Origin of the sequence: Puniceibacterium sediminis (genome assembly GCF_900188035.1) — a bacterium.
In the GTDB taxonomy this organism is placed as follows: Bacteria; Pseudomonadota; Alphaproteobacteria; order Rhodobacterales; family Rhodobacteraceae; genus Puniceibacterium; species Puniceibacterium sediminis.
The window spans coordinates 56,976-69,630 of sequence record NZ_FZNN01000008.1 but is presented as its reverse complement, the minus strand read 5'-3'; the positions used below and the strand labels follow the sequence as shown (position 1 = coordinate 69,630).

The 12,655-nt window shown below is 64.9% G+C and carries 11 protein-coding genes; all 11 read right to left on the bottom strand.

Annotated elements, in window-relative coordinates:
- Positions 1-56 precede the first annotated feature (56 nt).
- Positions 57-1,514, bottom strand: a complete 1,458-nt coding sequence (gene xylB / locus CHB75_RS10360) for a xylulokinase (RefSeq protein ID WP_089270482.1) — start codon at positions 1,512-1,514, stop codon at positions 57-59.
- Between the two features lie 124 nt (positions 1,515-1,638).
- The gene (locus CHB75_RS10355; RefSeq protein ID WP_089270481.1) at positions 1,639-2,697 is read right to left on the bottom strand and encodes a lipocalin-like domain-containing protein; all 1,059 of its coding nucleotides are present in this window, start codon (positions 2,695-2,697) and stop codon (positions 1,639-1,641) included.
- Complete coding sequence (locus tag CHB75_RS10350) at positions 2,687-5,077, bottom strand: ABC transporter permease (RefSeq protein ID WP_089270480.1); 2,391 nt, start codon at positions 5,075-5,077, stop codon at positions 2,687-2,689. The genes CHB75_RS10355 and CHB75_RS10350 overlap by 11 nt, the downstream gene beginning before the upstream one ends.
- Positions 5,074-5,727, bottom strand: coding sequence for an ABC transporter ATP-binding protein (locus tag CHB75_RS10345; protein ID WP_089270479.1), 654 nt, complete (start codon positions 5,725-5,727; stop codon positions 5,074-5,076). The genes CHB75_RS10350 and CHB75_RS10345 overlap by 4 nt, the downstream gene beginning before the upstream one ends.
- A gap of 74 nt (positions 5,728-5,801) precedes the next feature.
- Positions 5,802-7,154 (bottom strand): efflux transporter outer membrane subunit, encoded by a 1,353-nt coding sequence (locus CHB75_RS10340; RefSeq protein WP_245840882.1) that lies wholly within the window; start codon positions 7,152-7,154, stop codon positions 5,802-5,804.
- A 420-nt stretch (positions 7,155-7,574) separates the two neighbouring features.
- Entirely contained in the window at positions 7,575-8,822 is a 1,248-nt protein-coding gene (locus CHB75_RS10335; protein WP_089270478.1) for a flavin-dependent oxidoreductase, read from the bottom strand.
- Positions 8,823-9,278 carry a cupin domain-containing protein gene (locus tag CHB75_RS10330; RefSeq protein WP_425439498.1) on the bottom strand — a complete coding sequence of 152 codons (456 nt, stop codon included), beginning with the start codon at positions 9,276-9,278 and terminating at the stop codon, positions 8,823-8,825.
- A 21-nt stretch (positions 9,279-9,299) separates the two neighbouring features.
- Positions 9,300-9,986: an ABC transporter ATP-binding protein gene (locus CHB75_RS10325; RefSeq protein ID WP_089270477.1), complete on the bottom strand. Its 687-nt coding sequence runs from the start codon at positions 9,984-9,986 to the stop codon at positions 9,300-9,302.
- Positions 9,986-10,735: an ABC transporter ATP-binding protein gene (locus CHB75_RS10320; protein ID WP_089270476.1), complete on the bottom strand. Its 750-nt coding sequence runs from the start codon at positions 10,733-10,735 to the stop codon at positions 9,986-9,988. The genes CHB75_RS10325 and CHB75_RS10320 overlap by 1 nt, the downstream gene beginning before the upstream one ends.
- Positions 10,732-11,715 (bottom strand): branched-chain amino acid ABC transporter permease, encoded by a 984-nt coding sequence (locus CHB75_RS10315; protein ID WP_089270475.1) that lies wholly within the window; start codon positions 11,713-11,715, stop codon positions 10,732-10,734. Before CHB75_RS10315 ends, CHB75_RS10320 begins: the two co-directional genes overlap by 4 nt.
- Positions 11,712-12,632, bottom strand: a complete 921-nt coding sequence (locus CHB75_RS10310; protein WP_089270474.1) for a branched-chain amino acid ABC transporter permease — start codon at positions 12,630-12,632, stop codon at positions 11,712-11,714. The genes CHB75_RS10315 and CHB75_RS10310 overlap by 4 nt, the downstream gene beginning before the upstream one ends.
- Positions 12,633-12,655: the final 23 nt, after the last annotated feature.

The following is a 12,655-nucleotide window of genomic DNA, read 5'->3' as shown; positions in this document are numbered from 1 at the left end:
AACAGCGGGTTCAAACGCCCGCCGGTTGTCCGGCACCGCCTTTTTTGTTTCGATGATCAGCGTGGCAGGTCGCGGACCTGTTTCAGCGCGCCATAAAGCGCACGGTAGGTTGCCAGCCGTCCAATATGGCGCGGCACATCCTGTGGTTTGAAAACGGCTGTGATTTCGGTGCTTTGGCCGATGTCGGACACTCTGGATACACCCGCCGCCACCGCCGCCAGCCGAGCCGCGCCAAGCGCCGGGCCAGCGGGGGACCCTTCGCCCCGGTGCAATTCCAGGCCTGTCACATCGGCGATGGTCTGAAGCAGCAGGTCGCTTTTGCTGCCGCCGCCAATGGCCAGCAGCGACGATGGCATGGGGGTAACCGACTGGATCGCGTCACGCGCATCGGCAAAGCTGTAGGCAATGGCATCGACGATCCCCCGTGCCATTTCGGCCCGCCCGGTGGCATCGCCCAACCCATAGAACGCGCCCCGGATCCGGGCGTCGGCATGGGGCGTGCGTTCGCCGGTGAGGTAGGGCAGGAACAGCGGCACCCGGTCTGGCTGTGCGGTTTCTGCCTCTTGCAGCAGGTCGCCGACGGGGGTGCCGGTCACTTCGGAAAACCAGCTGAGCGGGCGCGCGCCGTTCAGCATCGCCGCCATCTGGAACCACAGATCCGGCAGGCAATGAGCGTAGGAATGGATGCCCTTTTCGGGGGCTGCGCGGAAGGTATCGGTGGTGACGAACAGCTGCCCCGAGGTCCCGAGCGAGATGAACGCCGACCCATCCATGACCGCCCCCACGGCCACGGCCCCGGCGGCTGCGTCGCCGCCGCCTGCCGCCACGGGAATGCCCGCGGGCAGACCCAGTGTGGCGGCCGCCTGTGGGGTCAGGTGTCCTGCCGCCTCGGTGCCTTCGCATACTCTGGGCAGCCAGTCGGGATTTGTCGCGGTTGCGGCGCATAATTCCGGTGACCAGCGTCGTGCGGCCTGATCGAACCACCATGTTCCCGCCGCATCGCAGGGGTCCGTGACCAATGCGCCGTGGAGTTGCAGGCCGATGTAATCCTTGGGCAGCAGCACATGGCTGATGCGGGCATGGTTTTCGGGTTCGTGGGTTTTCAGCCACAGGATCTTGGGCGCGGTAAAGCCGGCCATGGGGTTCACACCCGCAAGCGCCGCGAGGTGCGGCGCGTCCTGCATCAGGCCCTGACATTGTGCATCGCTGCGCCCGTCGTTCCACAGGATCGCCGGGCGGATCACCTGCCGCTGGGCATCAAGCAGCACAGCCCCGTGCATCTGCCCCGAGAGGCCGATCCCTTGCAGCGAACTGGCGGCGGCGGGGTGTGTGGCAAGCACCTCGGCAACTGCCTTTTGGACTGCGGCCCACCAATCGGCGGGGTTCTGTTCGCTGTGACCACTGTGGGGATGCGAAATGGCCAACGGGACCGTTGCCGTGGCAAGCGGCTGCAAATCCGCATCCGTCAGGCTGACCTTGACCGCGGATGTGCCGATATCGATCCCGATGAACATGCGTTCCCCCCGTCGCGTTTGCGCCGCACTTTAGACGCCAGCGGGACGGGGGCAATGGGCAAGCGGCCTTCTGGGGGCGTGGGATGGTCTGCGGCCAAGCCTGCGTATAATTAGCGCCGCCGCATCAGTCGTATCCCGTCATTTCCAGATATCCGCTGCCGCTGTGCGTTCCGCTGAACCGGATCGGGCCTTCCCAATAGGGAAAGCCTGTCCCCATCCAGCTTTGGGGGTTGAGCGGTTCGGTCACGATATCGATCCCGCGTGCGGGCAGGGTTACGCGCCAGCGCACTGGCAGGTCGCGACCGGCGACCCGTGCCGTCTCCAACGGTTCCAGGGCAAGGGCTCCGTCGCCGTAGGCCGTTGTCTCGCCCACAGGCGTCACCCATGTGGCCGAGGTGAAATGGGCGCCCGATCCGCTGCGCAGGCCAAAGCCCATCATTTTGGAGCCATCCTCGAAGTGTAGCGACAGCCAGTCCCAGCCATCCTGATCTTCGTTCAGGGGTTGTGACGACCATTCGTGGTCAAGCCAGGCCTGCCCTGTGACCGCGATGTCGCCGTCGGGCAAGGTGAGTGTGCCGCTGACCTGATAGAAAGGCTGCGAGTAATAATAGCTTGCCTCGCCCGTCGGGGATTTCAGGGAAAAGCCCTGATCGCCCTGCAACACCAGATCGCCCTGCGCGCGCATGTTGAGATCGTAGGCGAAATCATCGCCACGGGCGCGCAGGATCAGAGCGTCCAGCGGATCGCCTGTCGTTGCTTGGCTTTGCATTTGCCAATCGTCGATGAAGGCGTCGAAGGGGGCGGCCGTGACCCCGGCCTGACCGATCCCGCCGCGCGCCAGTTTCTGGGCAAAGCGGTGAGTGCGCGCCGAGGTCAGCGCAGCATGGCCCATCCAGATTTGCGGGGTTTGCCAGCCGCTGCCGGTTTCTGGCGCGAGGGCAGAGCGGAATAGCGTCCATTGCACGCCGTATTCGCGGCCATCGGCGCCCTGCAGATTGGCCGTCAGATACCACCATTCGATGCGGAAATCGGGATGGGACAGGTGGTCAGTTGGGAAGGTGAGTGCGGTCTGTGCAGAGGGCAGGGCATACCCGTCGGCGTCGGTGCCAAGGCCCGCAAACCCCTGCGCGCTGACAGCGCTGGAAAGGCAGATCCAGAGGAATGTCAGGGCCCTAGCGATCATTGGCGAACACCCGCAGCAATTGCCCGCCGGGCAGCGATACCAGCCGCCAGACCGGCCATGCGCTGGCCAGAAGGGCGGCGATCAGCGCCCAGAGTCCCAGCCACAGCCAGCCGTCGGGGAACACCTGCATCGGCAGGCGCCAGCCAAAGGCCTGCACATTGACCACGGCAAGCAGCACCCAGGCGAGGGCCAAGCCCACGGGTATCGACAGCGCCCAGGTCAGCGCGGCCAAAAGTGCGGTGCGGGCCAGTTCTGCCAGTGCGATCTGGCGGGGCGCGACCCCCAGCGCCCAGACCGGCGCGACCTGAGGCAAGCGCAGTGTCGACAGGGTCAGAAGGCTGGTCAGCATGGCAAATCCCGCAACGCCCAGCGTGAGGACGTTCAGCGCCCCGGTCACGACAAAGGTCTGATCAAAGACATTCATCGCCGCTGCCTTGACCTCACTCTGGTTGCGCAAGGTGCCTTCGGGCAGGGCAAAGCGGTCGGTCAGATCGGCGATCAGCCCGGGCACGCGGGCGGGGGCGACCCGCACGGCAAAGCGCAGCACAGGCGTGTCGGGATAGCGCGCCGCCAGCGCATCTGTCCCGGTGATCAGCTGGGCCTGCGGGTTGCCATAGTCGGAATAGATGCCAAGCACCGGTTCGCTCCAACCATCGGCCAGCGCCAGCATATCGCCCAGCCCAAGGCGATCGCGGCGCGCCATCTGTTCGTTGATCAGGACTCCGGTGCCGTTGGCAAGTCGGTCCCAGGCTTCGGGCAGTGCCTGCAGCAGTGGCCAGTTGTCGCGATAGGTGGCGTGATCCGCGATGCCGTAAACTTGTGCCCGCGCACCGCGCAGGGTGATGTCCACCGACCAGATCGGCAGCACCGCATCGCTGCGGGGGGCAAGATAGGCGCGGATCTCGTCAGCCTCGTCAGCGGTGGGGGCGGTGATGTAGAGTTCCGACGCCAGCCGCTGATCCAGCCAGCCGGTAAAGGTGGTTCGGAACGACCCAACCATCGTACCGACGCCAATATTTGCCGACAGCGCCAGCAACAGGGCCATCAAGGCCAGCGAAAGTGCGGGAACCTGCTGGCGCGCATCGGCGACCAGCCATTCGCCCAGCGGCCCCCGCGCGAATTTGCGCGCCAGCCGCAGCAGGGCCAGAAGCATCACGGGCAGTGCCAGAGCCGCCCCGATCAGCAGCGCGGCGAGACAGGCAAACCCTGCCATCAGAGAGCCGCCCCAGATCACCAATGCTGCGGAAATGGTCAGCAGGCCAAGGGCGGCAGCGGTTTGAACGCGGATTGCGCGGCCTGACGCCATGGCCCATGCCCGTGGCTGCGCCGGGGCCAGAAGCGGCATCCGCGCCACCCGCCACAATGCCTGCGCGCCTGCCGCTGTCACACCCAGCAAGGCGATGCCAAGCGCCGACAGCGCCCAGAGCGGATCAAAGCCAAGCGTGCCGGTGATCTGCGCGCCATAAAGCCCGCGCAATGTCCCGGCGACATCGGGCAGCAGCGCCGCCGCGATACCATACCCAAGGGCAATTCCGACGATGCCGGAAACCAGCGCGATGGCCCCAAGTTCAAGCGCCAGAAGGGTCATCAGCCGCCGCAGGCCAAGCCCAAGCGCGCGCAGGGTACGAAAGGTGGCGCGCCGTTGTTCGAAGGCGAGGCCGATGGCGGATTGCACGATGAAAAGCCCCACGGCAAAGGACAGCAGGCCAAAAGCGGTGAGGTTGAGATGAAAGCTCTCGGTCAGTTGCGCCAGTGACGACTGATCCTGCGGGGTGACGCGGCGCAGATCGGTGATGTCCGACAGCGGTGCCAAGCCCATCGGCTGCTGGCGCGCGATCAGAAGATGGCTCAGCCGGTCGGTGTTCAGCAGCCGCAGGGCGACGCCGATATCGGTGATTGCGGTGTCTGGTGGGACGTCTGCGGCGATGCGCAGTGGCGGGAGGTCGGCGTTGTCCAGCCGGGCGGCAGTTTCGGGCGAGACCAGCAGAAAGCCGTTCCCCAGAAATGCGGCGAGGGCTGTACCATCCCCGGCAAAGGCGGCCAGCGCCGGTTGCGGCGGCGCGGTCAGCGGGTCGACGCCCAGAATGTGCAGATTGTCTTTGGGCAGGTCGCCTTCGACCATCGGGGTTACATTCCATCCGGCGCGGCGCAGGGCGACGTATTGCGCGACCGTGATGCCGCCCGATGCCTCAAGCCGGTCTAGCTGATCCTGACCCAGCACGCCCGCCGCGCGGTCGTAGCTTTTGCGCGCCTCGGCGTTGATGGCCTGCACCCCGGACCAGAGCGCGGTTGCGAGTGCCAGCCCCGCGACCAAAGTGGCCAGTTGAACCGGGTGGCGCCGCCAGTGCGACCACAGCGCGGCAAAGGCCGCCCGGTTCACCGCAACCGGCCTTCTTGCAGATGCAGGACACGGTCCAGCCGCGCCGCCAGCCGTGGGGAATGGGTCACCATCAGCAGTGCCGATCCGCTGCGCCCGACGCCTTCGAGCAGCAGGTCCAGCACGGTTTCCGCCGTCGCCTCGTCCAGATTTCCGGTTGGTTCGTCCGCCAGAACCAGTTCCGGACGGATCGCGAGGGACCGGCCGATCGCGACGCGCTGCTGCTGTCCACCCGACAACTGTTCGGGGTAGCGGGTCAGCAGGTGGGTCAGACCAAGCCGTTGCGTGAGTTCCTGTTGCCAGCTTGGGTCCAGCACCCCGGCCAGCCGCGCCTGAAAGTCGAGGTTCTGCGCCACGGTGAGCGAGGGGATGAGGTTCAGCTGTTGGAAGATCACGCTGACGCGGGAGCGGCGGATTTGCGCGCGGCCCGCCTCATCTAGATCGTGCAGCGGCGCGCCCTTGAGGGTGATCGTGCCGCTGTCGGGGGTATCAAGGCAGCCCAGCAGATGCAGCAGTGTGCTTTTGCCTGACCCGCTTTCGCCGGTCAGGGCGACGCTTTCGCCCTGTGCCACATCGACCGAGACGCCGCTGAGCACCTGAAGCGACCCTTCGGAAGTGGTAAAGCTTTTGGTCAGGTCGCGGGCAGACAGCACTTGGCGTGGGTCCTTTCAGCCGGGGCACGCCGAACCCTAGCAGGGTTCGGGGCGTGTGAAACCCCGTTGCCGGTTCAGCGCTGGTAATTCCAGCCGCGCCCCGAGGCGATCTGCAAGGTGCCCCAGTCGTTGGCCTGATCGCGCACCGACTGCGCCAGCGACAGTTGCGCGCTGCCGCGCGAACGTTCGGAATCCAGCAGGTCGAGCAGGGTTGTGGTGCCGCCTTCGTAGGTTGCGCGGGACAGTTCGACCACACGTTCGTAGGAGGTCAGGGCCGCGCGGGTCGCCGACACCGTGGCGGCGCTGCGGCTATAGGCGGTCTGTGCCGATTGAACGTCCTCGACCGCGCCCAGAACGGAGGCACGCCAGGCCAGTTCTGCCTGCCGCGCCCGGCTGATGGCCTGATCGCGGTTTCCGCGCAGCACCGGCTGGTTCAGAACCGGAATACTGATGGCGGGGCCGAAATTCCAGCTGCGGGTTGCCGCGCTGGTCACGGTTCCGCTCAGGCTGAGCGCCGGGAAAAGCTGCGCCTCGGCGACGCCGATGGCGGCCACTGCGGCGGCGAGATCGCGTTCGGAGGAACGCACGTCCGGGCGGTTGCGCAGCAGATCCGCCGGAATGCCGACGCCGCTGTTGCCGCGCGCCCTTGGCTGCGGTGCGCCACGTTGCAGGGATGCGATCAGCGGTTGTGCCGGTTCCGCGAGCAGGGTCGCAAGGGCATAGACCGTGGCCAGAAAGTTCGCCTCAAGCGAGGGGACGTTGGCCCGGGTTTCGTCGTAAACGGCCTGCGCGCGCGCGACGTCGAGATCCGAAACCGTCCCGGCACTGCGCTGGCGTTTGACCAGATCCAGCGTTTCGCCGCGGCTGCTGAGGTTCTGACGGGTGATGGCCAGCGCCTCTTGGTAATAGCGCGCGTCGATATAGTTCGAGATCAGCGCGGACAGAAACGCCAGACGTGCGACGCCCACGTCCAGCTGCGCGGCTTCGAGTTGCGCCAGTGCCTGTTCGCGGGTCCGCTGTTCGCCGCCAAACAGGTCGAGGATGATTGAGGGGTTGAACGTTGCCGAGGTGCTTTGCGTATAATCGACGCCCGTCGACCCGGACCGTTTCAGGCTGCCGCTGAGCGAGCCGCCCACCTGAGAGGACAGACCGGTAGTGCGCAGGCTTGCCTGTGCTTCGGTGATGCGTTCGATCGCGGTGCGGATGTCGAGGTTCTGTGCAAGACCCCGATCAACCAGAGCGTTCAGCGTCTTGTCCTGATAGTCCGTCCACCACAACTGCTGGCTGACATCGCCTATGGGCGCGGCGCCGCCTTCGACATAGCTGGCGGTCAGGGCTATGTCGGGGGCCTTGTAGTTCGGGCCGACAGCCGTGCAGGCCGCAAGGCCAAGTGTCACAATAGTCATGGCGGGAGTGCGGAGGTTCATGCGTGATGTCTTTCGTTCAATTGGCGGACGGTCGGGGAAGCGGTTGAGGGACCGGTGGCCGAAAAATCGGTGGTTGTGCCGGACAATAGCTTCTGGTCCGTGAATGCCAATGCCTGCAGCGCGTCGGACACCCGAAATTGAAGCATGAAGAGCGCACATCTGATGTGCGCGCCGAACCTGTGTCGTCCCGTTATGTTCAAACTGTCCCCGATTGCGGCCTTTTGGGTTCAACGCGCGATGTGGCCAGTTCCGTCGCCGGAGCATGGGTTCATTTGCGCGGGGGCGAAAGGGAAGTTGCCCGCATCAACGCCCCGGACCACGGGTTAGCGCGCCCCCGGCGGCAATGAAGTGGCTTGATCGCGGGCAGCCGCGCAATTGTGGTGACGCGCAGCCTGCCAGTCCGCCACGCCGCAGAATGGGTCAGCCCGCCTTGCGCCCGGTTGTGACGCTGGAAAACCCGGCCATGCTGGCATAGCCGCCGACGATGGCCTGCCGCGCCTCGAGGCTGAGCACGCGGTCGATATCGTCAAAGCCTGCGGGGGCGAGCTTTTCCACGGCGTCGATTACCCGCTCGGGTCCGCCAAGCCGGTTGGTGCGCACCACTTCGGCAGTCTTTGGCAGGCGGCCCTTTTCATAGGCCCAGAGCGCGGCACGCGGATGTTCCGCCGTGGCCAGATTGTCGGCAATGCAGCGGGCATCCAGTATCGCCTGCGAGGCACCGTTTGATCCGACCGGGTACATGGGATGCGCCGCATCGCCCAGCAGGGTGACGCGGCCAAATGTCCAGCGGGGCAGGGGATCGCGGTCCGCCATCGGGTATTCGAAAATCGCGGGGGTGGCACGCACCAGCCCTTCGATGTCCATGCCCGGTACGTTGAAACGTTTGGCATGCGGCAGCACGGTCGCGAGCGGCACCTGACGTGACCAGTTGTCCGGCGGCGGGCCGGAAATGGCGGGATCCTTGATGCGGATATTCACCACCCAGTTTGTCAGCTGCTTGCCGTCCCTGGCGGGGGCGATGGGATAGAGCACGAACTTGCCACCCAGCCCGCCGCCGATGGCCATGCTTTCGCCATCCAGCCAGACCGGCCAGTCCGCAGCACCACGCCACATGGCGACGCCCTGCCAACTGGGCGCGCCTTCGTCTGGGTAAAATGTCTTGCGCCCCTGCGAATGGATGCCGTCGGCACAGATCAGAACATCGCCCCGGGCGCTGATGCCCGGACCGCCTTCGACCGAATCCGTGAAATGCGCGGTTACGCCGGATTCATCCTGAACAAAGCCGGCCATGCGGCGGCCGGTCAGCACCGAATCCGGCCCGAGACGGGCAATCACCGCGTCATAGATCGTCTTTTGCAGTCGGCCCCGGTGGATCGAAAACTGTGGCACCTCGTGGCCCGCATGCAGGCCGCGCAGTTCAGACCAGACCTCTTGCCCCTGCTTGGTGAGGTAGGACAGCTTGCGTGTGCGAACGCCGACCTTGTCGAGGGCGGGCAGGAGGCCCAATGCCTCAAGCTCCCGGATTGCGTGGGGCAGGACGTTGATCCCCACGCCGACTTCGCGCACTTCGCGCGATGCCTCGAACACTTGGACGGGGATGCCGCGCCGGTGCAGCATCAAGGCCGTCACCAGCCCGCCGATCCCGGCGCCTGCGATCAGGACCTTCATTTACGCCTCCTCGGGCGGGGGCAGGAAATCGACCTCGTGCTGGGCGGAAACGGCGACCACATCCGCCGGATTGGCCTTGGGGCCCAGGTTGTGCAGAGCCCAGAACAGATCATAAAGCCTGCGGGACGGGGCGACCCAGAACAGGCATTTGATGGTGGTGTCGGTCTTGTTGAAGATGCCGTGCGGAATGCCCATCGGCAGGCGGATCAGATCACCGGGTTCGGCATAGGTTTCGACCCCGTTCAGCAGCAGATCGAACCGGCCTTCGAGAACATAGATGAATTCGTCCTGATGGGGGTGGATGTGCGGCGGCACGAATGTGCCCTTGGGCAGGGTCGCGTGCCACGACATCGAGGATTCAGAATGTTGCTTGGGCACATAGGTCTGCCCGAGGATGTTCCAGCTGATATTGTCCATGCCGGAACCGGATTTTGTCACACCGGGGATCATCTTCATCATGAGGTCCTTTGGGTTGGGTCAGACATGCAGGAACCGGTCCTTGACGTCCGGGGTCGCCAGAATATCAGCCGTCGTGCCCTGCCACACGACCTGGCCCTTTTCGATCACCACATGGCGGTCGGCGAATTTTGTCAGCGCGTCGACGTTCTTGTCGATGACAAGGATCGCCTCGCCCTCGGATTTGAGCCGGGTGAGGCAGGCCCAGATATCGGCGCGGATCAGCGGGGCAAGGCCTTCGGTCGCCTCATCCAGCACCACGAGGCGGGGATTGGTCATGAGCGCGCGCCCGATGGCCAGCATCTGCTGTTCGCCCCCAGACAGCTGGTTGCCCATGTTGCGGCGGCGTTCGTGCAGGCGTGGGAACAGGTCGTAGATCCCTTGCAGGGTCCATTTGCCTTTGGTCGCGGTCGCCTGAAGGTTTTCCTGCACTGTCAGTGTGGGAAAGATCTGTCTGCCCTCGGGCACCAGACCCAGACCGGCGCCCGCCACCAGATGCGGTTCGGCCCCGGTCAGATCCTGACCGTCGATCCGGACCGTGCCACCGGTCGGTTTGAGCAGGCCAAAGATCGAGCGGATCGTCGTCGTCTTGCCCATGCCGTTGCGGCCCAGCAGGGTCACGACTTCGCCCTTGGCGACATGCAGGTCGATGCCGAAAAGGATGCGGCTGTCGCCGTAGGCGGCGGTCAGTCCGGTGACTTCGAGCATCAGGCAGCCTCCTCATCACCGAGATAGGCGGCGCGGACTTTGGGATCGTTGCGGATCACGTCCGGCGTGCCCGAGGCGATGATTTCACCATAGACCAGCACCGAGATCCTGTCGGCAAGGGCAAAGACCGCCTCCATATCATGTTCGATCAGCACGATGGCAAAGCGGCCCTTGAGCGCGCGCAGTCGTTCGATGAACGCATCAGCCTCTTCGCCGCCCGTACCGGCGAGCGGTTCGTCCAGCAGCAAGACCTTGGGTTCGGTGGCCAGCGCAATCGCCAGTTCCAGTCGACGGTGTTCACCATGGGACAGGGCGCTGGCCCGCACCCCGGCGCGGTCCGCAAGCCCAGCCTCGACCAGCGCCTGCATCGCGGCGTCGTTCAGGGGTTTTTCGGTGGCGACAGGTGCAAAGAAGCGGAAGGAGGACCCCGACCGGGCCTGCACGGCCAGCGCCACGTTCTCAAGCACGGTAAAGCGCGGCAGGATCGAGGTGATCTGGAAGGATCGCGCAAGGCCAAGGTGCACGCGTTCAGCCATGGAGCGTTTGGTGATGTCCTGCCCTTCGAGCGAGACAGTCCCCGAATCCGGTTCGATCTGGCCAGACAGCTGCCCGATCAGCGTGGTCTTGCCCGCGCCATTGGGGCCGATGATGGCGTGCAATTCGCCGGGCTGAACATCGAGCGAGACATCGCGGGTCACCTCGAGGGCGCCGTAATTCTTGCAAAGGTTGCGCACTGACAGAAGGCTCATTTCCGCCCCCTTGTGAAACGTTCCAGCGCGCCGGTGATCCCGTGCGGCGAATAGAGCACCATGAGGATCAGAAAGACGCCGAACAGCAGCCGCCAGTGTTCGGTCAGAACGGCAAGCCAGTCTTCGAGCAGCAGCGCCACGACAGCGCCGCCGATGGCACCGGTGAGGTTGCCGATGCCGCCCAGCACGACCATCACGATCAGCTCGCCCGAGCGATGCCAGGACATGAAGGCGGGCGAGACGAATTCGGCCTGATTGGCAAGGATCACCCCCGCGACCGAGGTCATGCAGCCCGAGATCACGAAGGCCGTCAGCTGGTAGCGGAAGGGCGAGAGGCCAATCGCTTCCATCCGCACGGGGTTTTCGCGGGTGCCGATCAGCACGCGGCCAAAGCGCGACCCGACGATGCGGGTGGCGACGATGAACAGCGCGATCAGCAGGGCGAGGGCGACGTAGAACATCACCCTGTCATCCTCTAGCGCGGCGCTGCCGAACAGGGTGGAGCGGGTCGCCAGAGGTGTGCCGTCATCGCCGCCATAGGCCGAGAGAGAGACAAAGAAGAAATAGGCCATCTGCCCGAAGGCCAGAGTGATCATGATAAAGTAGACGCCGCGTGTGCGCAGCGAAATCGCACCGGTGATCGTAGCAAAAAGCGCGGAAATCGCCACGGCGAAAGTGATGTGCAGGGTCAGATCGGTCACGCCATAGCTGTTCAGGATTGCCACGGCATAGGCCCCGAACCCGAGGTATGCCGCATGGCCAAAGCTGACCATCGCGCCGTAGCCAAGGATCAGGTCCAGCGCCATCGCGGCGATGGCATAGGCGAGGATGCGGGTGCCGATCAGCAGCAGAAAGGGATCGTCTGTCACCACGGCGATGAGGGGCAGGGCAGCAAAACCGGCAAAGATCAGCAGCGCGAACCAGATCCGCGCGGACATCAGAACAGGGCGGCGGGCTGTGGGGGGGGCTGAGACACTCATGTCGTGCGTTGCCCGAACAGGCCCTGCGGGCGGGCGAACAGGATCGCTGCCATCAGGATGTAGACGAGCATCGGTGCCAGCATACGGCCGGTCTGGCCCGCAGCGGATGGCTCCATAACATAGCGCAGCAGGATCGGGCCAAAGGTGCGGCCCAGAGTGTCCACAATCGCCACCAGCAGCGCACCCATGAATGCGCCGCGGATTGACCCGATTCCGCCGATTACCACGACGACAAAGGTCAGGATCAGCACGCTTTCCCCCATGCCGGTATCCACCGACAGGATGGGCGCGACGATGGCCCCGGCAAAACAGGCGAGCAGTGCGCCAAGGGCAAAGACCAGCGAAAACAGCTTGCCGATGTCGACGCCAAGGGCAGACACCATTTCACGGTTGGTGGCGCCTGCGCGCAGCAGCATCCCCACCCGGGTATGATTGACCAGAACATAAAGCCCCGCGGCGATGCCCAGCCCCGCCGCGATGATCGCAAGGCGGTAGACGGGGTATTGCAGCGGCCCGATCAGCGGGATCGACCCGCTCAGCAATTCCGGCATGGGTACGGACAGGGGGGATGCACCCCAGAGGATCTTGACCCCTTCGTTCACGATCATCACGAGGCCAAAGGTTGCCAGAACCTGATCCAGATGCGAGCGGGCATAGAGCGGCCGGATCACCAGCCGTTCGATCACCAGCCCGACAACAAGGGCAGCGGGCAGCATCAGCAGCAGCCCGGCCCAGAAGCTGCCCGTGAGGGCGGCAAAGGTCGCGATAAGATAGGCCCCGATCATGTAAAGCACGCCATGGGCCAGATTGATCACATCCATGATTCCGAACACCAGCGTCAGACCCGCAGCGATGAGGAAAAGCAGAATCCCCAGCTGCGCGCCGTTCAGCAGTTGCAGGATGAACAGGTTTGTCATGCGTCTCTCCGGCCCATGTTTTC

What these genes read in the sequence shown, in the direction of transcription:
- CHB75_RS10315 (WP_089270475.1), bottom strand. Translation starts at nt 11,715, where the DNA reads ATGAGTGTCTCAGCCCCCCCCACAGCCCGCCGCCCTGTTCTGATGTCC.
- CHB75_RS10335 (WP_089270478.1), bottom strand. Translation starts at nt 8,822, where the DNA reads ATGAAGGTCCTGATCGCAGGCGCCGGGATCGGCGGGCTGGTGACGGCC.
- xylB (WP_089270482.1), bottom strand. Translation starts at nt 1,514, where the DNA reads ATGTTCATCGGGATCGATATCGGCACATCCGCGGTCAAGGTCAGCCTG.
- CHB75_RS10355 (WP_089270481.1), bottom strand. Translation starts at nt 2,697, where the DNA reads ATGATCGCTAGGGCCCTGACATTCCTCTGGATCTGCCTTTCCAGCGCT.
- CHB75_RS10310 (WP_089270474.1), bottom strand. Translation starts at nt 12,632, where the DNA reads ATGACAAACCTGTTCATCCTGCAACTGCTGAACGGCGCGCAGCTGGGG.
- CHB75_RS10325 (WP_089270477.1), bottom strand. Translation starts at nt 9,986, where the DNA reads ATGCTCGAAGTCACCGGACTGACCGCCGCCTACGGCGACAGCCGCATC.
- CHB75_RS10320 (WP_089270476.1), bottom strand. Translation starts at nt 10,735, where the DNA reads ATGAGCCTTCTGTCAGTGCGCAACCTTTGCAAGAATTACGGCGCCCTC.
- CHB75_RS10340 (WP_245840882.1), bottom strand. Translation starts at nt 7,154, where the DNA reads ATGAACCTCCGCACTCCCGCCATGACTATTGTGACACTTGGCCTTGCG.
- CHB75_RS10330 (WP_425439498.1), bottom strand. Translation starts at nt 9,278, where the DNA reads ATGAAGATGATCCCCGGTGTGACAAAATCCGGTTCCGGCATGGACAAT.